The following is a 25,633-nucleotide window of genomic DNA, read 5'->3' as shown; positions in this document are numbered from 1 at the left end:
AGTGCCCCGCCGATATCGGCGGGGCACTTTGCATTTCGCGGAGTTGCGCGGGGTCAGTTGCCCTTGACATTCACGATCTGACGCAGCGTGTGTCGAATCTCGACCAAGTCCCTCGCGTCGTCCATCACGACGTCGATGTCCTTGTACGCACCCGGGATCTCGTCGAGGAACGCCGCGGAACGCTTGTATTCGATGCCGACCATCGCCTTGTCGAGATCTTCGATGGTAAAGGTCTTGCGTGCCTGGTTACGTCCGTACACCCGACCCGCGCCGTGGGGGCTGGACTTGAACGACGGCACGTTTCCCTTCCCGACGACGACGTAACTCGCCGTCCCCATCGAACCGGGGATGAGCCCGGGCGTGCCCTCGTCTGCCTTGATCGCACCCTTACGGCTCAGCCACACACCCCGGCCCATATGGAACTCCTTCTGGGTGAAGTTGTGGTGGCAGTTGATCCGCTCGACTTCGTCGATGATCGCGGGCTTGCCGTCACCCATGAAGTGCGCGAAGTCCTTCACCACGCGGTCCATCATCTCTTCGCGGTTGAGCAGAGCGAAGTGCTGAGCCCAGTTGAGATCGGTGATGTACGAGTCGAATTCGGGCGTCTTCTCGACCAGGTAGGCAAGATCCGGATCGGGAAGGTTGATGTACCACCGCTCGCACAAGTCCTTGGCGATCTTGATGTGATGCTGTGCGAGCTTGTTTCCGATACCGCGGCTGCCCGAGTGCAGGAACAGCCAGACGCCGTCGCTCTCGTCGAGCGTCACCTCGATGAAGTGGTTGCCAGAACCCAGCGTTCCGAGCTGAAACCTCCAGTTGTTCTTGAACTTGTCGTAGAAGGCCAGGCGATCGCCCGCCATTGCCTCGAGTTCTGCGATGCGGATTTGCGCCGTGTCGCTCAGCGTCTTGTTGTAGACACCTGCCGAGAGCGGAACGGAGCGTTCGATGCTGTGGCGAAGAACGCTCAGGTCGCGGCCTTGAAGGTCGCGTGCGCTGAACTGGGTTTTGACCGCAATCATTCCGCAGCCGATATCGACTCCGACGGCGGCGGGCATGATTGCGCCTTCCGTCGGAATGACCGAACCCACCGTCGCTCCCGCACCGAGGTGCGCATCCGGCATAAGCGCCAGATGTGGACGGACAAAAGGCATCTGGGACGTACGCAGCGCTTGCTCGCGAGTGTTCTCGTCGAGTATCGATGCCCAGTTCCACAGCCTCTTGGTGATCTTCTCCATCAGATTTCTCCCACATAGTTCACAGCCGAACCGATCGGTCCGGTGTGTCGTGCAGGAATGACCATGCGCTCCGTCAGTGGTTGTGTGCAACCTCTTTTCAGGTGCGCAGACCGTCTGCGAGTTCGTAGATCCGTCCGACGTACTTTTCCTGGAAGGCTTTTCGGGCAGCATCTGCTTGTTGCCGTGCGCCCATCCTGGCGTAGAGGTACTCGAGTTGAACCAAGCTCTCGCCGATGTCGACGCGTCGCTGGTCGAGAACCGTCAACTCGTCGACCAGCCGAGCCAGATCGAGTCGTGCAAGATCTAGCGCTGTCTCCGGTACCTCGTCCATGGTGATCCTCGATGTCCGTGAGTGCTTCCTGGGTTTGAGGCTAGCATCATTCGAACATATTTTCGATACCTGGAATTGTTGGTTACTTCGACAATGTGGCGGACAGTTGGTCTATGGCGTACGGAATGCTCAGGACGGTATTGCCGGACATCGCCGCGCCGACGGGTGGATCTGCGGTGTATCGCACGACTATCGCATTTCCGTTTTTCACAGCGGGTAGCCGCTGGTAGAGAGTGTTGCCGGGGAGGGCCTTCTCTCCCTCCGGATCGGCCATCACGATCAAACGATCAACGGGTTCGAGGATGTCGTATCGCTCGTTCGGCAGCCAGTCGCCGAACTGGTCGCCGACGAATGCGTCGACCGTCGGGGGGAGGGTGAATCCGAGTGACGAGAGGAAGATGCCGCGTGGGTCGTGCGACGAGAACACGTATCCCTCGGGAGTGTCGAGGTTGACGATCGTTGCGGTTTGCCCGGAAAACTCCGGGTGTGCAGCGCGAGCGGTGGCAAACGCGTTTTCGGTATCCGCGATCAGTTGCTGAGCTTGTGGTTCTTTGCCGAGGGCGCGCCCGGCGGTGAGTGTCATGTCGGTCCACGGCGTTGTGTATGCGTCGTAGTCCTTGCTCTGCGCGACAGTCGGCGCAATCGAGGTCAGCTTCTTGTAGGTCTCCGCGTCGATGTCGGCGTACAGCGCTAGGATCAGATCTGGTGCGAGGGAGGCGATTTGCTCGAAGTTGAATTCTCCGCCGCTGTTGATGTAGGTCGGAGTTTTCCCCTTCCAGTAGTCCTTCGTCCACGGCCAGCTTTCATCCATGCCGGACCCCCACCATTCGGCCATGCCGACGGGTTCGACTCCCAAGGCGAGCAGTGGTTCGTGATCGGTGTATCCGAGTGTCACTACCCGCCGCGGTTCGGCATCGATGGTCGTCGAACCCTGTGCGTGCTCGATCGTCACGGGGAATGCGTCGTTGCTCTGGGTCGCTGATGCGGTGTCGACGCCTTGCGAGGTTCCACAGGCGGTCGAGAACCCGATGATCGCGGCCGTCGTGAATAAGGCGGCGAGGATTCGGGTGCTACGTGAGGGCACGTGCATGCTCCTTCGAAGTGGTGGGCGAAGTGATCTGAGTTCCGCGTGAAGTGCTGAACTGGTCGCGTCAGCAATAAAGTGAGGCTAACCTTTGCAGGATCGTCGGTCCATCCTTCAGGATGGACTCGGATACGCCCAGAAAGACGCAAAATGTCCACTATCGAGTACTCGACTCGTCCAAAGTCCTTGCTAGCGCTGCCCGATAGTCGCGGACGGACATTCAAAGATTTTCAGGTCTACACCAACGTCGTCGACGGAGTGACTGCGTACGGAGCTCATCGACACCCCGAGCATCAGATCGCCTGGATGAGTGAAGGGACGATGCAGATCGCTGCCGGAGGCAATGTGTGGCACCTGCACAGCGAGCACTTGGTCTGGTTGCCGGGCACCGTTCTCCACGACATGACACTTCTGACGGAGGGGTGCATGATTGCGGCCTATGCGCGTCCGGATCTACGCCCTGCCGGGCCGCGGTGGACTCAGCCACTTGTTCTCGAAGTCGATGCTCTGTCCGCTCAATTGCTGCGTCATCTCGCAGATCGGACCATCGACGATGCTCGGCGGTTGATGAGTCAGGAGTTGCTCTACGACATTCTTGCTGCCGCGCCCGAACGGCACGACGTCCTCGCGGTTCCTCGTAATGCTTTGGCGAGTTCGGTTTCTGCCCGCATCCTTGCCGATCCGGCAGACTCACGGACGCTGGGGGAGTGGGCGGGCGAACTCGGGGTCAGTTCCAAGACCTTGATGCGAGCCTTTGTCGCCGATACCGGGATTACCTTCGGGCAGTGGAGAACTCGAGCACGCATGTACGCATCACTCGAGATGCTCGCGCGGGGTGAGGGTGTCAATGACGTTGCCCCGCAGGTTGGTTACCGCACCAGCAGTGGGTTCATAGCCGCATTTCGGGAAACCTTCGGTACGACGCCGGCCCGGTACGGCGGAAAGCTGATGCGGTGATTTGCTGATGATTTCTTGAACTCGGTTGACGGCAAAGCTTTGTTCGGCAACGTAGAAATGGGCCGAGCTACCAGCATCTGCTGGTAGCTCGGCCGATTTACTAATCTGAACTGAGTCAGCTCATGTTGCCGAGCACATTGCCCAAGACACCGCTGATGACATTGGTCATCGACCCCTGCGGGTCGGTCAGGGAGCCGAATACCTGGCCTGATCCGGAGTTGAGTGAGCCGAAGCCCATGTCCTCGAGGCTTCCGGCGCCCGCCTCGACGGGGTTCGGCTGCCGGATGGTGACGCAGACGCCCATCGGATTGATGTTCCAGTCGCCCGCCGCCAGCACAATGTTGGTGCCGGCGCCGCTGTCGAGCTGCGTGCCTACAACTGCGTTATCGGGAACTTTGTAGGTGGTTTCCAAAGCGATGACGCCGCCGCCCGCAGTGGTCCATCCGCCGCCCTTTGCCACCACGGAGTTGTTGCCGACAACGACGGTCTTGGTGACGTCGTCCCACTTCTGGTCGCCGATAAGCCATTTGACGTTCAGGCGAGCCTTGACCAGCTGGAATCCTGCCGGGTGGAAATCGCGGATCTGATTGACGAGGGCTCCGGAACCGGAAACCTTGGTGATGTAGGTGACCGTCTGACCCGCGGCGACCTTGCCATCGCCGACAACCTCCTTGCTGACGGTGTACGGCGTCCCGAGGGAACCGGCCCAACTGTCGGTGACCGACTGGTTGAGCGCGCATGCCGGTGCTGCTTGCGCCACCGAGGCTCCAAGTCCAACAGTGACGCCGGCGGCGATGAGAACGAGGGATGTAGTGGTTGCTACTGCGTGGCGAAGTGAGCGGCGGGCCATGTAGAACTCCATTCAGCGGGGTGCGTGACGGTTTGAGCAAAACTGTAACTAGTTCTACTGGACTTTCGTCCAAATTGTGGGGATTTCAGAAAATTGTCACGGTTCGGGCCGCCGTTGGTGTGTCGCGCTGCCGAATTCCACAGGTTCTGAGTTGTCAACAGGTTGTTTTCGGGTGGCTTGGTTTTGTCGTGGTGGGTCGAGGGTGGTGGTTGGGACGCGTTTCGTATGGGGCGGGCGCGGGGTGTGAGTGGTGGGGGCTGGGATGGCGAGGAATATGGCGTTGGGTGCTCGGGGCGAGGATGTAGCTGTCGAGTTCCTGATCGATTCTGGTTTGGAGATTGTCGAGCGCAATTGGCGTTGTCGGTACGGCGAGTTGGATGTTGTTGCGACGTCCGGTGATCGGATTGTGTTCGTGGAGGTGAAGACTCGGTCGGGTGTCGGGTACGGGAGTCCGGCGGAGTCGGTGACGTTCGCGAAGCAGCGTCGGATTCGGGTGTTGGCGATGCAGTGGCTCACTGATTCGGGTCGGTCGTGGTCGAGGGTGCGTTTCGATGTGGTGGCGGTGTTGATCGGCCGCGACGGCGTGCCTTCGGTCGAGCATTTTGTGGATGCGTTCTGATGGCGTTGGGGCGGGCGCATTCTGTTGCGGTCAGTGGCGTGGACGGGCAGATCGTGGAGATCGAGGCGGATATCGGGCGCGGGTTGCCTGCGGTGCATTTGGTGGGGCTGCCTGATACGGCGTTGCACGAGTCGCGTGATCGGATTCGCGCCGCGGTGACCAATTCTGGTGAGGAGTGGCCGGACAGCAAGGTGATTTTGGCGTTGTCGCCGGCGACGTTGCCGAAGGTGGGCAGTGTTTACGATTTGGCTCTGTCGTTGTCGGTTCTCGATGCGGCGAAGAAGTTGCCGCGGAAGTTGTTGCGGGAGACTGTGTTTTTGGGGGAGTTGGCGCTCGACGGGCGTTTGCGGACGGTGCGTGGTGTGTTGCCTGCGGTGCTTGCGGCGAAGCGGGCGGGGTGGGGGACTGTGGTGGTTCCAGCTCGGGCGTTGGCTGAGGCGGGCCTGGTGAAGGGGATCGAAGTGCTGGGAGCTGACGATCTGTCTGCGGTGATCGGGTGGTTGCGTGGTGAGTTGGCGCTGGCTGTTCCTGATGTTTTCGAGCGTGCGGATGTGGTGACGGTGCGTGATTTGAGTGAGGTTGTCGGGCAGACGGATGCTCGGTGGGCGATCGAGGTTGCTGCGGCGGGTGCGCATCATTTGATGTTGACGGGTCCGCCGGGGATCGGGAAAACGATGTTGGCGCAGAGGCTTCCGGGGATTCTTCCGCCGTTGACGGAGGGGGAGTCGTTGGAGGTGACGGCGATTCATTCGGTGGCGGGGGTGTTGCCGGAGGATCGGCCGTTGATCGATATGCCGCCTTTCATTGCGCCGCATCACAGTTCGTCGGTCAGTTCGCTGGTGGGTGGTGGTAGTGGGATGGCTCGTCCTGGTGCGGTCAGCCGCGCCCATCGCGGCGTGCTGTTTCTCGACGAATGTGCCGAGATCGGGGTGAAGGTGCTCGAAGCGCTACGCACGCCACTTGAAGACGGGGAAGTGCGAATCGCCCGGCGGGACGGAGTTGCCCGATACCCGGCGCGGTTCCAGCTGATCCTGGCCGCCAATCCCTGCCCATGCGCGCCGCCGCGAGACGCGGACTGCGTCTGCGCACCTGCGGCGCGTCGCCGTTACCTGGGGAAATTGTCCGGTCCACTCTTGGACCGAGTCGACATCAGGGTCCGGATGCAGGCCGTTGCAACCGGAGCGCTGATCGACGAAGTAGGGGAAAGTACCGGCGATGTCCGTGCGCGCGTGGCGGCGGCTCGAGACACTGCAGCCCAGCGGTGGAGTGAGTACGGGTGGCGGACCAACGCGGAAGTACCAGGGCCGGCGTTGAGACAGAAGTTCAGACTCTCGCGTGCGGCGCTGGCGCCGGTGGAACGGGCGCTGCGCAAAGGTGTCATCACTGCTCGTGGGGCGGACCGAGCGTTGCGGGTTGCCTGGAGTGTCGCCGATCTGGCAGGTGAGGCGATGCCCGGACCAGACCAAGTTGTCACCGCACTCGACTTCCGAGACAGGGGATTCCAATGACTGCGCACGATCCGCGACTACTCGCTTGGGCATATCTGTCCCGCGTCGTGCAGGGCCCAAGCGCGTATATGTCCATGTTGATCGACGAGCTCGGGGTCGAAGAAACTGCGAGGGCGGTCCGCAACGGCGATCTGCCACCCGCGATCGAGGAGAAGACACGAGCCCGCGCTCACATCGACACAGCCCAACGAGACCTCGACCTGATGGAGGCGATGGGTGGCAGGCTCGTAACACCGAACTGCGCCGATTGGCCGGCGTGGCGAATGCTTTCCTTCGACGGACTCGATGCCTCCGGGGGTGAGACGGCGCCATTTGTGTTGTGGGTGTTGGGGTCCGGGGATTTGGTTGATCTGACCGAGAGATCGGTTGGGATTGTCGGCACGCGAGCATCTACTGCGTACGGCGAACACGTGACGGCAGAGATTGCCGGTGACCTCGCTGTCGACGGATGGACCGTGATTTCCGGGGCGGCCTTCGGTATCGACGGGGCCGCGCACCGCGCTGCATTGGGCGTAGGTGGAAACACACTGGCTGTCTTGGCCTGTGGGGTCGATCGAGCGTATCCGTCAGGGCATGCGCGACTACTCAAACAGATAGCGAGTTCGGGTGCAGTGATAAGTGAATATCCACCGGGCACAACACCTGCAAAGTTCCGGTTTCTGGCAAGGAATCGACTGGTAGCTGCGTTGTCGGACGGAGTAGTGGTGGTCGAGGCGGGTTGGCGCAGTGGTGCACGCAATACCGCCAATTGGGCCCGGAAATTGGGCCGGCCGGTAATGGCGGTGCCCGGGCCGGTTACTTCGGCATCGTCGACCGGATGTCACCGGATGATCCGCGAAGGTGAAGCGCAACTCGTTTCCAATGCCGTGGATGTAGTCGAAGCGTCAGGTCCATTTGGTGTCGGGGATTCCGCGGAGGATGCAGCCGCTACACGTGACATCGACGCATTGCGGGGCAATTCTCGATTGGTATACGAAGCATTGCCGGGTACAGGTTCACGTAGTACGCGTGAGCTGTCCGAGGAATCGGGATTGCTCATAACGCAGGTTCGTGCAACTCTTCCTCTGCTCGAACTCGAGGGGTTTGCGAGTTCTGATTCGAGTGGATGGTTTCGGACGCGGTAGCGCGTGAACTTGATTGTGCTCGTCCGGTGGGCGGGTGGCGATGCCCACTAACCGTTCCGGCGAGAACGAAACTCGAATACCCTCGCGATGCTGGTAATTGCACGTCAGGACTGCTTTTCGTGAACTCGATCGGCCTGTGTGCAGCGTTATTCTCGACCCAGCTTTGCAGACCTGGCCGTGAATTTAACGGGCCTCAGGAAAGTCTCAGGTCAATGTGCTTTGAAGTCTGATTAGTCTGGATCCCCTGAGTGCGGGTATTGATTGGTGCGTCGTTAACCCGCTGCTAATTCGGACCATTGAGTCTGTTCGGAAATGGCACAGGTTTCCGGACTTCTTTTGTTCATCAACGCTCTATCTGTGTATTGTGAAGGAGAATTGAATCGATCATTGAAAGAGGAGTGCAATGGCTGAGAAGCTGATTCGGCAACTCATCGACGACCTTGACGGTAAGCCGATTGACGATGGATTCGGTGATCGAATTGAGTTCTCTTACCAGGGAACGGATTACGTGATCGATCTGCGCGCCACCAATGCAGAGAAGTTCGACGCTGCGGTGAAGCCGTTCGTCGAGGCGGCGGCGAAGGTGAGCGGGAAGCGTGGCAAGAAGGCGCAGGCTGCATCTCCGCAGGCCACCTCGGGTTCTGGCCGCTCCAAGGAGACGCTCCAGGCCATTCGTGATTGGGCGGGTAAGAACGGTTACGAAGTTGCTCCGCGCGGGCGTATCAAAGCGGAAATCATCGACGCTTTCGACGCTGCACACTAGGTTGAATTAATACCTCCTCTGGCCCCTGGCGAACCTCGCCGGGGGCCAGAGGCGTATTTTACTATTGCTTTGCTGAATTTCTCCGATAGCGATGTGCTGCCTGATCATGCACGAGTCCTGATTCGGAAATTTGGCTGCCACCGACGAATTTACCCGGCAGAGTGGTCGGTTTATTTCGTTGAGCACCGTGGTCTGTCGCGCGCGGGGCGGATGTACCGGGGGAGGCATTTTGTCCATGCGCTGCAATTGTCGTGTACCTTAGTTAGGTAACACTAACTTTTGGAAGGATCTTTCTGTGGCCAAGCCGACAACTGCATTGACGGTTCTGCGGACCGAACAATTGACTCCCCATATGGTGCGAGTGTTTCTCGGGGGACCGGGCTTCGAGTCCTTCACTCCCAGCGAATACAGCGATTCCTATGTAAAGATCGAATTCGGTACTCCTGATCAGCCGATACTGCGCACCTACACGATTCGTTCGTACGATCTTGATGCCAAAGAGATTGCAATCGATTTTGTCGTCCACGGCGACATGGGAGTTGCAGGTCCGTGGGCCGCGTCCGTTCAGCCGGGCGCTGAGATTACCCTGCGTGGACCGGGTGGCGCGTTTTCGCCGTCACCATCCGCTGACTGGTATCTCTTCGTCGGAGACGAGACCGCAATACCTGCTATTACTGCTTCGATAGCGAGATTGGCGCCGGATGCGGTCGGCTACGCCGTCGTCGAAGTCGGGGGGCCGGAAGACGAAATCGCGCTCGATGCCCCCGAAGGTATTGCCGTGACCTGGCTGCATCGCGGAGCATCGTCCGATGCGGTCGGCGAAGAATTAGCTGGCGACAACGCTCCGGTTGTCGCCGCGGTCAAGGCACTCGAATGGTTACCGGGCGAACCGCACGTGTTCATTCACGGTGAAGCACAAGCCGTCATGCACAACCTCCGGCCGTACATTCGCAAGGAACGAAATGTCCCGGCGGCGGCTGCTTCTATTTCCGGCTATTGGCGTCGTGGTCGCACCGAAGAAGGCTTCCGGGTCTGGAAGTCCGAACTCGCCGCGGCCGAAAACTAACTCGCGGCGGCCTTGCCGCGAGTCAGCAACACGAGCGCAACGGCCGCAAGAACTCCGAAGGTGGGAATTGCGATTGCCATCGGCACGGCAGTGTCTTCTCCCGCAATTCCCACCAACGGCGAAACCAGCGCTGCCAAGCCGAACTGGCCCGCTCCCATCAGGGCTGAACCAGTTCCGGCCGCGTTGGTGACCTCTCCTTGGGCGAGAGCGGTTGCATTGCCCATGATGAACCCGATGCTCGAAATCGCCACGAACAGCGGGACCAAGATCAGCCACGTATTCGTGGAACTGAAAACCACGCTGGTACAGAACAATACGGCGCCACCAATGAGGAGCAGGCACACCCCGAACCGCAGCAGCGTGCGAGCTCCGACGCGACCGAGCAGGCGAGTGGTGATCATCGCTGCCGTGACCATTCCGGTGGCGTTCACTGCGAACACGATCGAGAATTGTGACGGACTCAGCCCGAGAACATTCTGAACGACGAACGGTGACGCGGAGATGTACGCGAACAAGGCGCCGAATCCGAAGACGAATGCGAGCGCATATCCGAGGTAGTGCCGGTTTCGGACCACGTACTGCAGATTCGAGATCAGGGCCTTCAAACCACCGCCATGGCGTCGCTCGGGTGGAAGTGTCTCGGGAACGAGCAAAACCACACCAGCCACCATCACGGCGCCCGCGACAGCCAGGACCCAGAAGATTCCGCGCCATCCGACGGGGCCGAGAAGTGCGCCGCCGATCAGTGGTGCGACCACGGGAGCGATACCGCCGATGATCATCATGATGCTGAAGAGCTTCGCTGCGTCGTCGCCGCGCGCTCGGTCGGCAATACAAGCGCGGGCAAGAACGATGGCAGCGCCTCCACTCAAGCCCTGGACGAGTCGTGCACCGATGAGAAACTCGATGTTCGGCGCCACAGCGCATGCCGCGCCGCTCAGTGCCGTGATGATTGTCGCGGCCAGCAGTATTCGTCGCCTGCCAAGTCCGTCGGAGATCGGACCGATGATCAGCTGGCCGATTCCGAGGCCTGCCATGAAGGTGGTCAGGGTGAGCTGAACGCTGGCCGCAGTAGTGTCGAGTGCATCCGCCATCAAAGGTAGGCCGGGCAGGTACATGTCGATGGACAGTGGAGCGATTGCGGAAATCAGTGCCAGTACACACAACATCTTCAGAGGAATTGCTCGATTCACCGATCAACCCTATCGGCGAGGCAGCTTGCGGTTTCAATCGCGGCGAGCGAGCGTGTGTTCATGACTGACGCATTGCCGGCGAGCTTGAGCGTTCACCTCGATGCGTATGCCGAGCACCTCCGACTGAGCCGAGGCCGGTCGGAACACACGATCCGCGCCTACGTCGGTGACGCGCGGGCGTTGCTGACCCATTTCTCCGCGGGTTCGGAGAATGCAGATCTCGACCGCCTCGACCTAAGTGTCATGCGTTCGTGGTTGGCCGCCCAGAATGCCGTAGGAACAGCCCGTACGACGGTAGCTCGACGGGCTTCTTCGGCGCGTGGTTTCACTGCGTGGCTCGCGCAGACCGGACGTATTTCCGTCGACCCGGGCACACGTCTGGCGGCTCCACCTGCTCGTCGCACGCTGCCGACGGTGCTGCGTCAGAGCCAGGCCCTCGACGCAATGGATGCAGCGGAAAGCGGTGCGCAGCAACAAGAGCCGCTCGCCCTGCGAGACCGACTCATCGTGGAATTGTTGTACTCCACCGGAATTCGCGTCGGCGAGTTGTGTGGACTGGACGTCGAGTCGGTCGATGCTGATCGACGTTTGCTTCGTGTCCTCGGCAAGGGGAACAAGGAGCGATCGGTGCCATACGGCCTGCCCGCAGAATCGGCACTGAACGGGTGGCTGGAGCACGGACGACCCGCGCTGAGTTCGGATAGGTCCGGGCGAGCATTGCTCCTCGGAGTTCGAGGCGGCCGGCTCGATCAGCGTCAGGCGCGTTCGGTGGTCCACGAAACCATGGCTGCAATTCCAGGGGCTCCCGACATGGGTCCGCACGGGCTTCGGCACTCGGCTGCGACGCATTTGCTGGAGGGTGGTGCAGACCTTCGTGTGGTCCAAGAACTCCTCGGGCATGCGAGTTTGGCGACCACTCAGCTGTACACGCACGTGTCGGTCGAACGCCTTCGATCCGTCCACGATCAGGCCCATCCACGCGCCTAGATTGTGAAGCGACGCGAGTTCTCGGCCGGTATTTGGTAGCGTCGCAGCTCAGAAGAGTGAACAATCGGCAAGTTCGATCGTCGTGTCGAGACACTCGATGACATGCGAAATCCGGGGGATTCGTGAACCGCCAAGATGTGAAGCACCTGCCGAACAGCGGCCAACCGGCCTGGCTGTCCGAAGCGCCGCAACCGGCTCCCGAGCCTGCGCCGACGCCGACGCCTGTGGCACGACTGCAAGAGGTCTGGCCCACGCCACCGCCACCGTCGAGCCAACAGCAGGTGACAAACCAGGATCTGGTTGCCGAAGCTTTACTGAAACGCCCTAAACGGACGCCGCGTGGCGGATGGCGTAGAGGATTGCATCGTGCGACCGGAGGTGTGGTCAATCTGGGGGATTCGACCAACGAACAGCGCAACCGTGCACTGGCCGCCCGAATCGAGCAGCCGATCCGTAACGACTACCGAGTCGCTTTGCTCTCGCTCAAAGGGGGCGTGGGCAAGACGACGGTCACCGTCGGACTCGGTGCGACATTTGCTTCGCTTCGTGGTGACTGCGTCGTAGCGGTTGACGCCAATCCAGATTTCGGAACTTTGGCGCAACGTGTTCCGCTGCAGACCAATTCGACGGTGCGCGATCTGATTGCTGCTAGACCGGACATAAAGAGCTATTCGGACGTTCGAGTGCACACATCCCAGTCGTCGAGTCGTCTCGAGGTCCTGGCGAGTGAGCAGGATCCGGCGATTTCGGAGGCATTCAGCGAGGCGGACTATCGCCAGGTCATCGACATCTTGCAGGTCTACTACAACATCATCCTCACTGATTGCGGTACCGGGATCATGCACTCGGCGATGAACGGCGTTCTCGATCTTGCCAATTCGTTGGTTCTCGTCAGTTCGCCGGCAATCGACGGAGCGCGCAGCGCAGCGGCAACGCTCGATTGGCTTCAGTTGCACGGATACGGCCATCTGGTCGAACGGACCGTCGTCGTCATCAGCGCCGCCCGACCAGGGTCGAGCGTGATCGACATGGACGCTTTGGTGGACTATTTCATGCGTCGATGCCGCGCCGTCGAGGTCATTCCTTTCGACGAGCATCTCGCGGAGGGGTCGGTGATGGACCTCGAGTTGATGCGACCGGCCACCAGACGAGCGTTCATGGAACTGGCAGCGATGGTGGCCGACGACTTCGCGGACGCTGTGGGTCGGCACGCCGTTTCCGAGTGGCACTGATTCTGCGACCGATTTCTGCGACCGATCAGCCTCCTTTCAATGGCTTGAGCCTGAGCGGTTGCGTCCGAACGAGTCCGAGTGGATCGAGATACTCGCGTCCACGGCGCAAGCCCCAGTGCAGACACGCTTCGACAGCACACCCTTCGTGCCCGGTTTCGAGGGTTCCGATCACGGACCTGGCGGCGACGCGTTCTCCTGCGCGAACGACTGCTACGACGGGTTCGTAGGTCGTGCGTAGGCCGCCGGAATGATCTATCGACACCGTCGGCTTTCCGGCGACCACTCCCGCGAACACCACAATGCCGTCGCCGGACGCGAGGACGGATTGGCCGGCACTGCCGCCGAGATCGACCCCGCGATGACCCGGCAGCCAATTCTTGGCCGGTTTGTCGAAAGCGCGTTCCACGTGCGGCCGGGGAGCGAGCGGCCAGTCGAAACGCGTGTCTGCCGACGCCGTGCCTACGGCGACACAGCAGGAGATCACGGCCACGACCACTCCTCGTCGAGCTCCGAGCAACATCGTCATTCCTTGATCTTGCGTGGAGTCGCACGCGCGTCAATGCAGATCAGACGGGTAATCCACAAGATGATCGCCGATCCACAACCGCCGGTTCGGTCTGTTGCTTACAGGGTGGTTATGGCATCGGCGGACGAGGACGTACACTTGTCGAGCGGTCTGTGCTCGCACAGTCCGACTTCGCGCGCCCGCGCACGTTTTCCGGCCTCGGCTGGTCCTGGTTCTCACGAAACAGGTCCGACGGCCGTGCGGGTGCCAGGGCAGGGATCACCCGATCGCCTGCATCAACCGGATTGAAAGTTTGAGGTACACAGCCATGGCTGTCGTAACCATGAAGCAGATGCTCGATAGTGGAACCCACTTCGGACATCAGACCCGTCGCTGGAACCCGAAGATGAAGCGATTCATCTTGACCGACCGCAACGGCATCTACATCATCGACCTCCAGCAGACGCTGACGTACATCGACAAGGCGTACGAGTTCGTCAAGGAGACCGTTGCCCACGGCGGCACCGTCCTCTTCGTCGGCACCAAGAAGCAGGCGCAGGAGTCCATCGCTTCCGAAGCGACTCGCGTCGGAATGCCCTACGTCAACCAGCGTTGGCTCGGCGGCATGCTCACCAACTTCACCACCGTTCACAAGCGTCTGCTTCGCCTCAAGGAGCTCGAGGCAATGGAGCAGACCGGTGGATTCGAAGGTCGCACCAAGAAGGAAATCCTCATGCTCACGCGTGAGATGACCAAGCTGGATCGCACCCTCGGTGGTATCCGCGACATGGCCAAGGTTCCTTCCGCGGTGTGGATCGTCGACACCAACAAGGAGCACCTGGCAGTTGCCGAGGCTCGCAAGCTGAACATCCCGGTCATCGCGATCCTGGACACCAACTGCGACCCCGACCTCGTCGACTACCCGATCCCGGGCAACGACGACGCCATCCGCTCCGCAGCACTGCTGACCAAGGTTGTCGCTTCCGCGGTTGCCGAAGGTGTGCAGGCACGTGCAGGACTGAGCGCCGACAAGGACGCGAAGCCCGAAGCCGGCGCAGGCGAGCCCCTCGCCGAGTGGGAGCAGGAACTGCTCTCGCAGGCAGCTCCGGCTGCAGAGGCTGAGGCAGCTCCGGCTGCAGAGGCTGAGGCAGCCCCCGCCGCAGAGGCACCGGCCACCGAGGCCTGATTCGTTGAAACCGGCCCTGACCAAGAGTTCTTTTGGTCAGGGCCGTTTCACCGTTAGGCCCGAGCACCACCGTCAGGCCGTGCTTCACCGCTAGGCCGTGCTTCACCGTTAGTCCTAGGTCCGAAACAGACACATGAGGAGGCTCGCTAATCATGGCGAACTACACCGCCGCTGACGTCAAGCGGCTCCGTGAGCTCACCGGCTCCGGAATGATGGCATGTAAGAACGCACTCGCAGATGCAGACGGCGATTTCGACAAGGCCGTCGAGCAGCTGCGCATCAAGGGCGCGAAGGATGTCGGAAAGCGCGCAGAGCGCACCACCGCTGAGGGTCTCGTCGTCGCCAAGGACGGCGTCATGATCGAGATCAACTGCGAGACCGACTTCGTCGCCAAGAACGACGAGTTCATCAAGCTGGCCGACGAGATCGTGACCGTCGCTGCTGCTGGCAAGCCTGCGGATCTCGACGCTCTCAAGGCGCTCGAGCTCGACGGCAAGACCATCGACACCGTAATTGCGGAGCAGTCCGCGAAGATCGGCGAGAAGCTCGAACTGAGCCGCGTCGCTTCCTTCGACGGCCCCGTTGCCGTTTACCTGCACAAGCGCAGCTCCGACTTGCCGCCCGCTGTCGGCGTTCTCATCGAGTACACCGGCGAAGGCGATGCTGCCGCTGAGGCCGCTCGCGGCGCTGCAATGCAGGTCGCAGCACTCAAGGCAAAGTACGTCACGCGTGACGAGGTTCCCGCTGAAATCGTCGCTTCCGAGCGTCACATCGCCGAGGAGACCGCCCGCGCAGAAGGCAAGCCCGAGCAGGCTCTGCCGAAGATCATCGAAGGCCGCGTCAACGGTTTCTTCAAGGACGTCGTTCTGACCGAGCAGTCTTCGGTCACGGACTCCAAGAAGACCGTCAAGGCGATCCTCGACGAGGCAGGCGTGACCATCAAGCGCTTCGTGCGTTTCGAGGTCGGCGCCTCCGCTTAATTCGGAGCCCGTACACATGGACCCCGCCTGAAGAGCATTTGCTCTACCGGCGGGGTCTACGTGTACCTGGGGCCTCCGATGAGGCAGGATAAGAGTGCTTCGGGACGAGTCCCGGGGGCTTTCCTATGTCGCGGTGTCCGATTCGGCGGCAGAAGAAGAATGAAGGACCTACAAGGTCTTGTATCGAACTGAGGAGAACAATGTCCGAACCAGCCAACGAACGTCCAGGATTCAAGCGGGTCCTGCTCAAACTCGGCGGCGAAATGTTCGGAGGCGGCAAAGTCGGTCTCGATCCCGACGTGGTCACCAAGGTGGCTGAGCAGATCGCAGAGGTCGTTCGATCGGGCGTACAGGTTGCAGTGGTCATCGGCGGCGGAAACTTCTTCCGCGGAGCGGAACTGCAGCAGCGTGGCCTCGATCGCGCGCGCTCCGACTACATGGGCATGCTCGGCACCGTCATGAACTGCCTCGCTCTGCAGGATTTCCTGGAGAAGGCCGGCGTCGATTCTCGAGTGCAGACGGCAATCACCATGGGACAGGTCGCCGAGCCGTACCTTCCGCTTCGCGCACGTAGGCACCTCGAGAAGGGGCGCGTAGTCATCTTCGGTGCCGGGATGGGTATGCCCTACTTCTCCACCGACACCACTGCTGCGCAGCGCGCGCTGGAGATCGGTGCCGAGGTAGTGCTGATGGCCAAGGCCGTCGACGGCGTCTACTCGGCCGACCCGCGTATCGACCCGGACGCGACGATGTACGAACAGATCACGCACCGCGAGGTCATCGAACGTGAGCTCAAGGTCGCGGACGCGACGGCGTTCAGCCTGTGCATGGACAACTCGATGCCGATGATGGTGTTCAACCTCCTCACCGAAGGAAACATCGCTCGCGCGGTGTCCGGTGAGAAGATCGGCACCCTGATCAAGTCGTGAGTGACACCCAAAAAATGATGCAGAACAACATGGAGGAACAGCCGTGATCGATGAAGCGCTCTTCGAGGCAGAAGAGAAGATGGAAAAGGCTGTCACGGTAGCCAAGGACGATCTCGGCTCGGTTCGCACCGGACGCGCGAACCCCGGTATGTTCTCGCGCATCGTGATCGACTACTACGGTTCGATCACGCCGATCACGCAGCTCGCGAGCATCAACGTCCCCGAGGCCCGCATGGTCATCGTCAAGCCGTACGAGGCTTCGCAGCTCAACGCGATCGAGACGGCGATCCGCAACTCGGATCTCGGTGTGAACCCGTCCAACGACGGCAGCATCATCCGCATCTCGGTTCCGCAGCTCACTGAAGAGCGTCGTCGTGAACTGGTGAAGCAGGCCAAGTCCAAGGGCGAGGATTCGAAGGTCACGCTGCGCAACATCCGCCGCAAGGCGATGGACGAACTCGGCCGGATCCAGAAGGACGGTGAAGCCGGCGAGGACGAGGTCGGTCGCGCAGAGAAAGAACTCGACAAGACCACGGCGAAGTACGTGCACACGGTCGAGGAACTCGTCAAGCACAAGGAAGCAGAGTTGATGGAGGTATAGCCTCCTCATTTGCAGTGTTTGTCGTCGGGAGTAGATCAGGGAGTTTGGGTGCACGCACAAGAGGGAACCGCCGGTGGTCCCGTCACGGACGGGCCTACGGGCGGCGCTGAGGGCGCGCAACCGCCGAAGTCGAAGGCGGGCAGGAACCTACCTGCCGCCATCGGCGTCGGAGCTGGTCTCGGAGCCTTGGTCATCGGCACTTTGATCTTCCTGCCCCCGGGATGGATCGCTGTCGTCGCGATCGCGATGTTCATCGCGACGTGGGAGGTCACCACGCGGCTTCGTGAAGCCGACATCGAGGTGCCGCGAATTCCGCTTCTCGTCGGAGGGCAAGCCACGATCTGGCTCGGCTGGCCGTGGGGACCGGTCGGGGTGCTCAGCGGATTCACCGCGACCGTCCTGGTGTGCATGGTGTGGCGGTTGTTCGACCACGGGCTCAAGGCGACCCCGAAGAACTTCCTGAGAGACACCTCCATCACGGTGTTCGTTCTGGCGTGGATCCCGCTGTTGGCGTCGTTCGGTGCGTTGATGGTGCTCGAAGACGACGGCCCGGGTCGCGTTTTCGTCCTGATGATCGGTGTCGTGTGCTCCGACATCGGCGGTTACGCGGCCGGAGTGCTGTTCGGGAAGCACCCGATGGTGCCGGCTGTGAGTCCGAAGAAGTCCTGGGAAGGATTTGTCGGCTCCCTCATTTTCTGCGTCATCGGCAGCCTGCTTTCGGTGACGTTGATCCTCGACGCGAACTCGATGATCGGCGTCCTGCTCGGTGTCGTCCTGGTGGTAGTCGCGACGGTCGGCGACCTGATCGAATCGCAGATCAAGCGTGAACTCGGCATCAAGGACATGGGAACCCTGCTTCCCGGCCACGGCGGAATCATGGATCGCCTGGATTCACTCCTGCCGTCGGCATTTGTCACCTGGCTGATTCTGTACGCACTCGTCTGATTTCGCGTGCGTGATTTCTTCTCCGGCCGTTCCAAGCCGATCCCCAGCCCGAACATCTGGCATTGGCCGGACGTGTACGAAATCGAGAACCGCGCGCAGGACGTCGACGGTTCCATCTGGGCCGCGATGCGAGCCCAGGTCGACTGGTCTGGACGCGACGTCGTCGACGTCGGCTGTGGGGCGGGGTTCCATCTACCGGAGTTCGCTCGTACTGCCCGTCGTGTTGTCGGAGTGGAGCCGCACGCACCGCTGGTGAAGGCCGCGCGGGAACGAACCCGCGATTCGGCGTCGATCGACGTAGTCCAGGGTTCAGCAGAGTCCACGGGTCTGGTGGATGCTTCAGTCGATCTCGTTCATGCCCGTACGGCGTACTTTTTCGGCAAAGGCTGCGGCCCGGGAATTCGTGAAGCCATGCGCATCCTGAGGCCCGGGGGAGCCCTGCTGATCGTGGATCTCGATGTGAGCGCCGGCCCGTATGGAGAGTGGATGAGGGCGGATCTGCCCAAATACGATCCCGCGCCGGTCGAAGGATTCTTCGAGGCTCAAGGGTTCTCGCTCACGCGTGTCGACGCCCGGTGGGAGTTCGAGAATCGAGACGACTTGCGGCGGGTACTCGGAATCGAGTTCACCGAGAAGACTGCCGAGCGTGCGTTCTCGCAAGTAACGGGATTGGGCTTCACGGTGCGATACCGGATCCATGTTCGGTCCAAACCACGATCACTCGAACTTGCGTGAAAGCGGGCTCGAAAGACGAACGTCAGGCGCTCCGACCTGAGCGCCTGACGTTTTCTGCACCGATTCAGTAGTAAAAAAATCAGTGATCGGTGGGGATGTGGAACAGGGTGGCGAGCTTGTGAATCTTCTTCGCCTTGGCGAGCTTGGGTAGGTCGCTGCCATCGCGCACGCGTGAGCCGTCTTCGCCGAGATCGTCGATGACATTCTGAGCCCAGATCGCGTCGGCCACGGAGGGACTCAGTCCCGCGTTGACGGGGGCGGTCTGCGCGGTGGTCATGCAGAGTTTGCCGGCCATACCGAGTGACAAGGTGATCGCACAGTCTCGGGCGAGCAGATCCAGATCGGGGCCGAGCGTGGGACCGTCGATCGGCGGAGCGATGCGTGCCGCGCGGCTGGCGATGGTGAGCCGCGAACGCGGGTACGACATCGACGTGGGGGAGTCGTCCATCCCAGTGTCGCGCCGGAAGTCGCCGCTGCCGAAGGCGAGACGGAAGATGCCGTCTGTGCGTGCGATCTCGGGCGCAGCCTCGAGTCCCACCGCGGATTCGACGAGAGCAAGAATCTTGGTGCCTTCGGGAAGTCGCTCGGCCGTGGCGTCGGCCTGCTGACCGCTTTCGGTCTTTGCGAGCATGACACCCTCGAGTCCGGGGAGGCCCGCGAGTGCGGCCAGATCCTCTTCCCAGAACGGTGTCGTGGCGTCGTTGATCCGAACCCAGGCGTGATTGTGTTCGCTCAGGAATGCGGCGACGTCGCGGCGGGCCGCCGGTTTGTTGGGTGCGGTGACGGCATCCTCGAGGTCGAGAATGACGGCGTCGGCCGCACTCGCGAGTGCGGCGTCGAAGGTGTCCGGTTTGGACGCGGGGACGAGGAGCCAGGATCTTGCCTGTTGCGGGGCAATACGCGAGGTCACAGGTCTCTCCATGTGAGTAGTCACATCGGGGCCTTTCGGGTGATTTCCACGACAACAATGATGCCTGCTTACTCGCGGGTAGACCCAATTGCCTAACTAGATTTCAGTCACATCTGCCGCTTCGCTGCGCGCCGGATCTGAATGATGCGAACCCCGCCTGCCAACGCCATGATCAATGCGCCCGCGATCGCGGAGAGCAGGATCGTGATTCCGAGCGGAAAGTCGATTTGCCAGGCCAGGATCTTGACGGAGACGCTCTCGAGGTTCTGCAGGATGAACACCAGCAGCATGATCAGCACGATTGCGCCGATGACCAGGCCAACCCACGTCGTCGCAGCCCTGGTTCGGTCGGTTACCGCGGTTCCGGTCGGCACCGGTTCAGGCGTCGGGTTCGGTTCGGGATCGTGTTTTTCGACTGCCTTGTCCTCGCCCACCTTCGGAAGTTCCGGGTCGGGACCGAAACCGTCGGCAGGGCCGTACACGGGGGAGTTCGACGGATCCTCTGGTGTGGTTGACATGACATGATCATCACGCAACCTGCGCAAAGTTGCACGGGTAATCCGGCCACAATCGGGTGGCAGTGGGGTAGCACCCCAAAACAATGGGACAATGGTGTAACTATGGCTGCCTCTCTTCCCCTCGTTTTCACTGCACCCAAGCGCGGAATGCCTCCACGGCACCTCGCCGATCTCGATTCCGCCGAGCGCAAAGAAGCGGTGAAAGAGCTCGGCCTTCCGGCTTTCCGGGCCGATCAGCTCGCGCGTCAGTACTACGCGCGTCTCGAAGCCGATCCGGAGAAGATGACCGATCTCCCCGCATCGGTGCGCGAGAAGGTGGGGGAGTCGCTGTTCCCGACCTTGCTGACCCCGATCAAGCACCTCGCGTGCGATTCGGGCGACACTCGCAAGACCCTGTGGAAGGCGCATGACGGAACGCTGCTCGAAAGCGTCCTGATGCGCTATCCCGATCGGGCGACGCTCTGTATCTCGAGTCAGGCAGGCTGCGGAATGGCCTGCCCGTTCTGTGCGACGGGTCAGGGCGGCCTCGACCGCAACCTTTCGACCGCCGAGATCGTCGATCAGGTTCGCGAGGCAGCGGCCGCAATGCGCGACGGTGATGTTGCCGGCGGACCCGGACGCCTCTCGAACGTCGTGTTCATGGGTATGGGCGAGCCTTTGGCGAACTACAAGCGCGTGGTGGCAGCGGTACGACGCATCACTTCGCCCGCACCCGACGGGCTCGGCCTGTCTCAGCGGTCCGTGACGGTCTCGACTGTCGGCCTCGCCCCCGCTATCCGCAAGCTCGCTGACGAAGGCCTGAGCGTCACGCTGGCGGTATCGCTGCACACACCGGACGACGAACTGCGCGACACACTTGTGCCGGTCAACAATCGCTGGTCGGTGTCGGAGGTACTTCAGGCTGCCCGGTACTACGCAGACAAGACCGGTCGGCGTGTGTCCATCGAGTACGCGATGATCAAGAACGTCAACGATCAGCCGTGGCGCGCGGACATGCTGGGCAAGAAGCTGAAGAAAGCACTCGGCGGGTTGGTGCACGTCAACCTGATTCCGCTCAACCCGACTCCGGGTAGCGAGTGGGACGCGAGCCCCAAGGACGTCGAGCGTGAGTTCGTGCGTCGGGTCATCGCCCAGGGTGTCTCGTGCACCGTGCGCGATACGCGCGGTCAGGAAATCGCCGCAGCCTGTGGCCAGCTGGCAGCCGAGAACTGAAACCCTCCAGGCCTGAAAAACACATAAAGAGAAGGCCTCCACGAACTTTCGTTCGTGGAGGCCTTCTCTTTGTCAGGTCTCTAGCGCGGGCGGCGACGGATGACGATGTCGCGGACCAGAACGAAGATCATCAATCCGGCGGTGCCGATGAGCCACAGATCCTCGACCTTGCCGTGATGGTTTCCGATCATCATCAGAAGCAGGAATATTGCGAAGAACCATCCGAGGAAACGGAAAAACTTGAGTCCTTCACCACTCCACCCCCATGCGGCAGAGGGGACCTCGGCCTCATCGACGTGCGAGACCACGACGGGGGCGCTGGACTTGACGTCCAACTGGGTATCGGCCACGGTCGATCCTCCTGCTCATTCGGTTGCACTACTGCCCAATATGGTGACATACGACTGCCTGTCGTACGTAGTTGGGCGTCGATAAGGTTGTTCTCAGGTGTTATCAGGAACAATGGGCGAGTGCAGGAAACCACACGTACCCGCGTCCTCCTCCTCGGCAGTACCGGTTCGATCGGTACCCAAGCGCTGGAGGTCATCGCAGCCAACCCCGATCGTTTCGAAGTAGTCGGTCTCGCAGCGGGCGGCAACAACGTCGAGTTGTTGGGCGAACAGATTCGTGCAACCGGCGTCACGGACGTCGCCGTCGCCGATCCTGCAGCGGCATCGGCGCTGGAATCGGTAACCGCCCGTTCGGGACCGAGCGCCGTGACGGAACTGGTTCGGGACAGCGGTGCCGATGTTGTCCTCAATGCACTCGTCGGTTCGTTGGGACTCGAACCGACTCTGGCGGCGTTGAACTCGGGAGCGCGCCTGGCGCTGGCGAACAAGGAATCGCTTGTCGCCGGCGGAGCGCTGGTGACCAAAGCCGCCGCACCAGGTCAGATCGTGCCGGTCGACTCGGAGCATTCGGCGCTTGCCCAGTGTCTACGTGGTGGAACTGGCGACGAAGTGGCTCGGTTGGTTCTCACCGCTTCGGGTGGACCGTTCCGTGGCTGGAGCGCCGAGGATCTCGAAAGTGTGAATCCAGCTCAGGCAAAAGCGCACCCCACCTGGTCGATGGGGCCCATGAACACCCTCAATTCGGCAACTCTGGTCAACAAGGGCCTCGAGCTGATCGAGACGAACCTGCTGTTCGGGATCGACTACGACCGCATCGACGTCACCGTGCACCCGCAGTCGATCGTGCATTCCATGGTGACCTTCTTCGACGGGTCGACGCTGGCACAGGCAAGCCCGCCGGACATGAAGCTCCCGATCGCTCTCGCTCTCGGCTGGCCGGACCGCATCGAAGGTGCTGCGTCGGCGTGCGACTTCACCACCGCCTCCACCTGGGAATTCGAGCCGCTCGATTCGTCGGTGTTCCCCGCCGTCGATCTGGCGCGAAGCGCGGGCAAATCCGGCGGTTGCTTCACCGCGATCTACAACGCGGCCAACGAAGTGGCGGCTCAGGCATTCCTCGACGGTGTCATTTCCTTCCCGGCGATCGTCCGCACGGTGGCCGCTGTTCTCGACGATGCAGGTCAATGGTCCGCGGAACCGGTTACCGTGGACGACGTTCTGGCCGCAGACGGCTGGGCACGCACACGAGCGCGTCAGCTCGTGAAGCAGGAGGGCTAGAGCTTTCATGGTTTTTGCACTGGGCGTAGTGCTGTTTGCCCTCGGCATCGGCGTGTCCATCGCCCTGCACGAAGCCGGCCACATGTGGACGGCCAAGGCTTTGGGAATGAAGGTTCGCCGCTACTACATCGGCTTCGGACCGAAGATCTTCTCGTTCCGTCGAGGTGAGACCGAGTACGGCCTCAAGGCGCTGCCGCTCGGTGGATTCTGCGACATCGCCGGTATGACGGCTCTCGACGAGATGACGCCCGAAGAAGAGCCGCACGCGATGTACAAGAAGGCGGCGTGGAAGCGTGTCGTCGTCATGTCCGGCGGTATCGCGATGAACTTCATTCTCGGGTTCCTCCTGATCTACGCGTTGCTCCTCGGTTGGGGCCGAACTGAACCCGCTCAGCCAGTGGTGCAAGAGGTCACATGTGTAGCCCCCGATCAGCTGGGCCAGGACGGCAACTTCGAGCTGACAGAGTGCTCGGGTGGAGGCCCCGCAGGAGATGCGGGCCTGAAATCGGGGGATCGGATCACCGCAGTCGATGGAAAGTCGACGAGTACCTTCCCCGAGGTGGCAGCTGCTATTCGAGGTGTGGATGGCCCGATCGTGTTGTCGGTTGATCGCGACGGAGAGGCGTTGTCGATCACGGTCGTCCCCGAACGAGTCCAGCGATATGTGAACTCGGCCAGTGGCGTTCCCGTGAAGCAGGAAGTATCCGCTGTCGGAATCGGTGGTCCGGGCTCGGCGCTGGTCGAGTACAACGCGCTCTCTGCTGTTCCGGCAGCCTTCGACTACACCGGACAGATCATGGTCGACTCGGTGAAGGCGTTGGCCGACATTCCGTCCAAGGTGGGGGCTCTGTGGGAGTCGATCACGGGCGGCGAGCGGGCACTGGACACACCTATCAGCGTGGTCGGCGCCAGCGTGATCGGTGGCGAGGCCGCTGATCGAGCCGAGTGGCCGATGTTCGTCGGACTGCTCGCATCGATCAACTTCTTCCTCGGCGTTTTCAACATCCTGCCGCTGTTGCCGCTAGACGGCGGTCACATCGCGGTGGTCTTCTACGAGAAGATCCGCGATTGGTTCCGCGCTCGCCGCGGCTTGATTCCGGGCGGTCCCGTCGACTACACGAGACTCCTTCCGATTACTTACGTATTCATCGTGATCGGTGGCGCGTTCATGTTGCTGACACTCACGGCTGACATCGTCAATCCGATCAAGATCTTCTGACCGTGTGAGCATGGCGACGGTTGCCGCGCGGTAGTGCGGCGATCGCCCGGCTAAACTTGCAGTGAAGCTATGAAAGAAGGCACAGACGTGACCATCCCTATCGGACTGGGAATGCCCTCGGCACCCGCAGCGATTCTTGCTCCTCGACGCAAGACACGGCAGCTGCAGGTCGGCACGGTAGGTGTGGGCAGCGATTTCCCCATCTCGGTGCAGTCCATGTGCACCACGAAGACGCACGACGTCAATGCAACGCTCCAGCAGATCGCGGAACTGACCGCGTCCGGTTGCGACATCGTCCGTGTCGCCTGCCCGCGTCAGGAAGACGCGGACGCGTTGTCGATCATTGCGAAGAAGAGCCAGATTCCGGTTATCGCCGACATCCACTTCCAGCCGCGCTACATCTTCGCGGCAATCGATGCGGGATGCGCTGCGGTGCGCGTCAATCCGGGCAACATCAAGGAATTCGACGGCCGTGTCAAAGAGGTAGCCAAGGCTGCCGGTGATGCAGGCATTCCGATTCGTATCGGTGTCAACGCGGGATCGCTCGATCCTCGGTTGATGGAGAAGTACGGCAAGGCGACGCCCGAAGCGTTGGTCGAGTCCGCGCTGTGGGAGGCCGGGTTGTTCGAAGAGCACGGCTTCGGTGACATCAAGATCTCCGTCAAGCACAACGATCCGGTGATCATGGTCGAGGCTTACCGCCAACTCGCCGCGAAGTGCGATTACCCGTTGCACCTCGGCGTCACGGAGGCAGGGCCGGCGTTTCAGGGCACGATCAAGTCCGCGGTCGCCTTCGGTGCGCTGCTCGCGGAGGGTATCGGCGACACCATCCGGGTTTCGCTCTCGGCTCCGCCGGCCGAGGAAATCAAGGTCGGTAACCAGATTCTGCAGTCTCTGAACCTGCGTCCCCGCAAGCTCGAGATCGTGTCATGCCCCTCGTGTGGCCGTGCACAGGTCGATGTCTACACACTTGCCGACGAGGTCTCTGCCGGCCTCGAAGGCATGGAGATCCCGCTGCGCGTGGCAGTCATGGGTTGCGTCGTGAATGGACCGGGTGAAGCACGTGAGGCTGACCTCGGTGTGGCGTCCGGCAACGGCAAGGGCCAGATCTTCGTCAAGGGCAAGGTCATCAAGACGGTGCCCGAGGCGCAGATCGTCGAGACTTTGATCGAAGAAGCGATGAAAATCGCCGAAAGCATGGAGGGTGACGCTTCGGAGGGTGCGCCGGTCGTCACCGTGAGTTGAGTGATTGCCGGATGAATCTTCCCCGTCGGTGTCAGGTTCGTGGCAATCTGAGTGCATCATGATCGGGTAGT

General features: G+C 61.3%; 27 protein-coding genes. 18 read left to right on the top strand and 9 right to left on the bottom strand.

Going from position 1 to position 25,633, the window contains the following annotated elements; all coding sequences use genetic code 11:
• Positions 1 to 53 precede the first annotated feature (53 nt).
• The 3 genes from EEB12_RS03590 to EEB12_RS03580 all read right to left on the bottom strand — a co-directional run bounded on the left by EEB12_RS03590 (position 54) and on the right by EEB12_RS03580 (position 2,656).
• A complete protein-coding gene (locus EEB12_RS03590) occupies positions 54 to 1,235 on the bottom strand; it encodes an RtcB family protein (RefSeq protein ID WP_141487415.1) in 1,182 nt (393 codons plus the stop codon).
• Between the two features lie 97 nt (positions 1,236 to 1,332).
• Positions 1,333 to 1,566, bottom strand: a complete 234-nt coding sequence (locus EEB12_RS03585) for a hypothetical protein (RefSeq protein WP_019747974.1) — start codon at positions 1,564 to 1,566, stop codon at positions 1,333 to 1,335.
• An 82-nt stretch (positions 1,567 to 1,648) separates the two neighbouring features.
• Positions 1,649 to 2,656, bottom strand: a complete 1,008-nt coding sequence (locus EEB12_RS03580) for an iron-siderophore ABC transporter substrate-binding protein (protein ID WP_258537428.1) — start codon at positions 2,654 to 2,656, stop codon at positions 1,649 to 1,651.
• A 144-nt stretch (positions 2,657 to 2,800) separates the two neighbouring features.
• Here EEB12_RS03580 and EEB12_RS03575 point away from each other — a divergent pair, with 144 nt between their 5' ends.
• Complete coding sequence (locus EEB12_RS03575; RefSeq protein ID WP_141487414.1) at positions 2,801 to 3,607, top strand: helix-turn-helix transcriptional regulator; 807 nt, start codon at positions 2,801 to 2,803, stop codon at positions 3,605 to 3,607.
• Between the two features lie 115 nt (positions 3,608 to 3,722).
• Here EEB12_RS03575 and EEB12_RS03570 read toward each other — a convergent pair whose 3' ends face one another.
• Positions 3,723 to 4,457 (bottom strand): hypothetical protein, encoded by a 735-nt coding sequence (locus EEB12_RS03570; protein WP_003942731.1) that lies wholly within the window; start codon positions 4,455 to 4,457, stop codon positions 3,723 to 3,725.
• 262 nt (positions 4,458 to 4,719) lie between these two features.
• On the opposite strand from EEB12_RS03570, the gene EEB12_RS03565 reads away from it, so the two are divergent.
• The 5 genes from EEB12_RS03565 to EEB12_RS03545 all read left to right on the top strand — a co-directional run bounded on the left by EEB12_RS03565 (position 4,720) and on the right by EEB12_RS03545 (position 9,537).
• Positions 4,720 to 5,076 carry a YraN family protein gene (locus tag EEB12_RS03565; protein ID WP_029255132.1) on the top strand — a complete coding sequence of 119 codons (357 nt, stop codon included), beginning with the start codon at positions 4,720 to 4,722 and terminating at the stop codon, positions 5,074 to 5,076.
• Positions 5,076 to 6,584 (top strand): YifB family Mg chelatase-like AAA ATPase, encoded by a 1,509-nt coding sequence (locus EEB12_RS03560; protein ID WP_021333044.1) that lies wholly within the window; start codon positions 5,076 to 5,078, stop codon positions 6,582 to 6,584. The genes EEB12_RS03565 and EEB12_RS03560 overlap by 1 nt, the downstream gene beginning before the upstream one ends.
• Entirely contained in the window at positions 6,581 to 7,708 is a 1,128-nt protein-coding gene (dprA, locus tag EEB12_RS03555; RefSeq protein WP_020907367.1) for a DNA-processing protein DprA, read from the top strand. The genes EEB12_RS03560 and dprA overlap by 4 nt, the downstream gene beginning before the upstream one ends.
• Before the next feature lie 403 nt (positions 7,709 to 8,111).
• Entirely contained in the window at positions 8,112 to 8,471 is a 360-nt protein-coding gene (locus EEB12_RS03550) for a histone-like nucleoid-structuring protein Lsr2 (protein ID WP_003942721.1), read from the top strand.
• Between the two features lie 295 nt (positions 8,472 to 8,766).
• Positions 8,767 to 9,537, top strand: a complete 771-nt coding sequence (locus tag EEB12_RS03545) for a siderophore-interacting protein (protein ID WP_019747982.1) — start codon at positions 8,767 to 8,769, stop codon at positions 9,535 to 9,537.
• On the opposite strand, the gene EEB12_RS03540 is transcribed toward EEB12_RS03545, so the two are convergent.
• Entirely contained in the window at positions 9,534 to 10,706 is a 1,173-nt protein-coding gene (locus EEB12_RS03540; RefSeq protein WP_046379882.1) for a multidrug effflux MFS transporter, read from the bottom strand. The genes EEB12_RS03545 and EEB12_RS03540 overlap by 4 nt on opposite strands.
• Before the next feature lie 84 nt (positions 10,707 to 10,790).
• Between EEB12_RS03540 and EEB12_RS03535 the strand changes: the two genes are divergently transcribed.
• Both EEB12_RS03535 and EEB12_RS03530 read left to right on the top strand, forming a co-directional pair.
• A complete protein-coding gene (locus EEB12_RS03535; protein ID WP_031331262.1) occupies positions 10,791 to 11,717 on the top strand; it encodes a tyrosine recombinase XerC in 927 nt (308 codons plus the stop codon).
• A 122-nt stretch (positions 11,718 to 11,839) separates the two neighbouring features.
• Positions 11,840 to 12,949, top strand: coding sequence for a MinD/ParA family protein (locus tag EEB12_RS03530; RefSeq protein WP_141487413.1), 1,110 nt, complete (start codon positions 11,840 to 11,842; stop codon positions 12,947 to 12,949).
• Between the two features lie 25 nt (positions 12,950 to 12,974).
• Here EEB12_RS03530 and EEB12_RS03525 read toward each other — a convergent pair whose 3' ends face one another.
• The gene (locus EEB12_RS03525) at positions 12,975 to 13,469 is read right to left on the bottom strand and encodes a M23 family metallopeptidase (RefSeq protein WP_258537435.1); all 495 of its coding nucleotides are present in this window, start codon (positions 13,467 to 13,469) and stop codon (positions 12,975 to 12,977) included.
• Between the two features lie 313 nt (positions 13,470 to 13,782).
• Here EEB12_RS03525 and rpsB point away from each other — a divergent pair, with 313 nt between their 5' ends.
• From rpsB to EEB12_RS03495, 6 genes are all read left to right on the top strand, one after another.
• Positions 13,783 to 14,640 carry a 30S ribosomal protein S2 gene (rpsB, locus tag EEB12_RS03520; protein ID WP_003942709.1) on the top strand — a complete coding sequence of 286 codons (858 nt, stop codon included), beginning with the start codon at positions 13,783 to 13,785 and terminating at the stop codon, positions 14,638 to 14,640.
• A 152-nt stretch (positions 14,641 to 14,792) separates the two neighbouring features.
• On the top strand, positions 14,793 to 15,620 hold the full coding sequence (tsf, locus tag EEB12_RS03515; RefSeq protein WP_019747987.1) for a translation elongation factor Ts: 828 nt from the start codon (positions 14,793 to 14,795) through the stop codon (positions 15,618 to 15,620).
• A gap of 200 nt (positions 15,621 to 15,820) precedes the next feature.
• Positions 15,821 to 16,549 carry a UMP kinase gene (pyrH, locus tag EEB12_RS03510; protein ID WP_019747988.1) on the top strand — a complete coding sequence of 243 codons (729 nt, stop codon included), beginning with the start codon at positions 15,821 to 15,823 and terminating at the stop codon, positions 16,547 to 16,549.
• 43 nt (positions 16,550 to 16,592) lie between these two features.
• Entirely contained in the window at positions 16,593 to 17,150 is a 558-nt protein-coding gene (gene frr, locus EEB12_RS03505; protein ID WP_003942777.1) for a ribosome recycling factor, read from the top strand.
• 48 nt (positions 17,151 to 17,198) lie between these two features.
• Positions 17,199 to 18,095 carry a phosphatidate cytidylyltransferase gene (locus EEB12_RS03500; protein ID WP_003942673.1) on the top strand — a complete coding sequence of 299 codons (897 nt, stop codon included), beginning with the start codon at positions 17,199 to 17,201 and terminating at the stop codon, positions 18,093 to 18,095.
• Between the two features lie 6 nt (positions 18,096 to 18,101).
• Positions 18,102 to 18,830: a class I SAM-dependent methyltransferase gene (locus tag EEB12_RS03495; protein WP_141487411.1), complete on the top strand. Its 729-nt coding sequence runs from the start codon at positions 18,102 to 18,104 to the stop codon at positions 18,828 to 18,830.
• Between the two features lie 79 nt (positions 18,831 to 18,909).
• Here the strand turns inward: EEB12_RS03495 and EEB12_RS03490 are convergent, their stop codons facing one another.
• Positions 18,910 to 19,752 (bottom strand): HpcH/HpaI aldolase/citrate lyase family protein, encoded by an 843-nt coding sequence (locus EEB12_RS03490; protein ID WP_030244636.1) that lies wholly within the window; start codon positions 19,750 to 19,752, stop codon positions 18,910 to 18,912.
• Positions 19,753 to 19,847: 95 nt separating this feature from the next.
• Positions 19,848 to 20,258 carry a lipopolysaccharide assembly LapA domain-containing protein gene (locus EEB12_RS03485; protein WP_180279630.1) on the bottom strand — a complete coding sequence of 137 codons (411 nt, stop codon included), beginning with the start codon at positions 20,256 to 20,258 and terminating at the stop codon, positions 19,848 to 19,850.
• Between the two features lie 102 nt (positions 20,259 to 20,360).
• Here EEB12_RS03485 and rlmN point away from each other — a divergent pair, with 102 nt between their 5' ends.
• Positions 20,361 to 21,470 (top strand): 23S rRNA (adenine(2503)-C(2))-methyltransferase RlmN, encoded by a 1,110-nt coding sequence (gene rlmN, locus EEB12_RS03480; protein ID WP_019747992.1) that lies wholly within the window; start codon positions 20,361 to 20,363, stop codon positions 21,468 to 21,470.
• An 80-nt stretch (positions 21,471 to 21,550) separates the two neighbouring features.
• On the opposite strand, the gene EEB12_RS03475 is transcribed toward rlmN, so the two are convergent.
• Positions 21,551 to 21,820 (bottom strand): DUF2631 domain-containing protein, encoded by a 270-nt coding sequence (locus EEB12_RS03475; RefSeq protein WP_019747993.1) that lies wholly within the window; start codon positions 21,818 to 21,820, stop codon positions 21,551 to 21,553.
• Positions 21,821 to 21,940: 120 nt separating this feature from the next.
• Between EEB12_RS03475 and dxr the strand changes: the two genes are divergently transcribed.
• The 3 genes from dxr to ispG all read left to right on the top strand — a co-directional run bounded on the left by dxr (position 21,941) and on the right by ispG (position 25,562).
• Positions 21,941 to 23,098 (top strand): 1-deoxy-D-xylulose-5-phosphate reductoisomerase, encoded by a 1,158-nt coding sequence (gene dxr / locus EEB12_RS03470; protein ID WP_020969350.1) that lies wholly within the window; start codon positions 21,941 to 21,943, stop codon positions 23,096 to 23,098.
• Positions 23,099 to 23,105: 7 nt separating this feature from the next.
• Positions 23,106 to 24,317 carry a M50 family metallopeptidase gene (locus EEB12_RS03465; RefSeq protein WP_141487410.1) on the top strand — a complete coding sequence of 404 codons (1,212 nt, stop codon included), beginning with the start codon at positions 23,106 to 23,108 and terminating at the stop codon, positions 24,315 to 24,317.
• 87 nt (positions 24,318 to 24,404) lie between these two features.
• On the top strand, positions 24,405 to 25,562 hold the full coding sequence (gene ispG / locus EEB12_RS03460; RefSeq protein ID WP_007734888.1) for a flavodoxin-dependent (E)-4-hydroxy-3-methylbut-2-enyl-diphosphate synthase: 1,158 nt from the start codon (positions 24,405 to 24,407) through the stop codon (positions 25,560 to 25,562).
• Positions 25,563 to 25,633: the final 71 nt, after the last annotated feature.

Source organism: Rhodococcus sp. WS1 (genome assembly GCF_003797745.1).
GTDB classification, from domain to species: Bacteria; Actinomycetota; Actinomycetes; order Mycobacteriales; family Mycobacteriaceae; genus Rhodococcus_F; species Rhodococcus_F erythropolis.
Note: the sequence above shows the minus strand (reverse complement) of the source record. Positions and strands in the feature narration are given on the sequence as shown.

Coding starts and splice junctions, on each gene's coding strand:
- EEB12_RS03590 (WP_141487415.1), bottom strand. CDS start 1,235: ATGGAGAAGATCACCAAGAGGCTGTGGAACTGGGCATCGATACTCGAC.
- EEB12_RS03585 (WP_019747974.1), bottom strand. CDS start 1,566: ATGGACGAGGTACCGGAGACAGCGCTAGATCTTGCACGACTCGATCTG.
- EEB12_RS03580 (WP_258537428.1), bottom strand. CDS start 2,656: ATGCACGTGCCCTCACGTAGCACCCGAATCCTCGCCGCCTTATTCACG.
- EEB12_RS03575 (WP_141487414.1), top strand. CDS start 2,801: ATGTCCACTATCGAGTACTCGACTCGTCCAAAGTCCTTGCTAGCGCTG.
- EEB12_RS03570 (WP_003942731.1), bottom strand. CDS start 4,457: ATGGCCCGCCGCTCACTTCGCCACGCAGTAGCAACCACTACATCCCTC.
- EEB12_RS03565 (WP_029255132.1), top strand. CDS start 4,720: ATGGCGAGGAATATGGCGTTGGGTGCTCGGGGCGAGGATGTAGCTGTC.
- EEB12_RS03560 (WP_021333044.1), top strand. CDS start 5,076: ATGGCGTTGGGGCGGGCGCATTCTGTTGCGGTCAGTGGCGTGGACGGG.
- dprA (WP_020907367.1), top strand. CDS start 6,581: ATGACTGCGCACGATCCGCGACTACTCGCTTGGGCATATCTGTCCCGC.
- EEB12_RS03550 (WP_003942721.1), top strand. CDS start 8,112: ATGGCTGAGAAGCTGATTCGGCAACTCATCGACGACCTTGACGGTAAG.
- EEB12_RS03540 (WP_046379882.1), bottom strand. CDS start 10,706: ATGTTGTGTGTACTGGCACTGATTTCCGCAATCGCTCCACTGTCCATC.
- EEB12_RS03535 (WP_031331262.1), top strand. CDS start 10,791: ATGACTGACGCATTGCCGGCGAGCTTGAGCGTTCACCTCGATGCGTAT.
- EEB12_RS03525 (WP_258537435.1), bottom strand. CDS start 13,469: ATGTTGCTCGGAGCTCGACGAGGAGTGGTCGTGGCCGTGATCTCCTGC.
- rpsB (WP_003942709.1), top strand. CDS start 13,783: ATGGCTGTCGTAACCATGAAGCAGATGCTCGATAGTGGAACCCACTTC.
- tsf (WP_019747987.1), top strand. CDS start 14,793: ATGGCGAACTACACCGCCGCTGACGTCAAGCGGCTCCGTGAGCTCACC.
- pyrH (WP_019747988.1), top strand. CDS start 15,821: ATGTCCGAACCAGCCAACGAACGTCCAGGATTCAAGCGGGTCCTGCTC.
- EEB12_RS03490 (WP_030244636.1), bottom strand. CDS start 19,752: ATGGAGAGACCTGTGACCTCGCGTATTGCCCCGCAACAGGCAAGATCC.
- EEB12_RS03485 (WP_180279630.1), bottom strand. CDS start 20,258: ATGTCAACCACACCAGAGGATCCGTCGAACTCCCCCGTGTACGGCCCT.
- rlmN (WP_019747992.1), top strand. CDS start 20,361: ATGGCTGCCTCTCTTCCCCTCGTTTTCACTGCACCCAAGCGCGGAATG.
- EEB12_RS03465 (WP_141487410.1), top strand. CDS start 23,106: ATGGTTTTTGCACTGGGCGTAGTGCTGTTTGCCCTCGGCATCGGCGTG.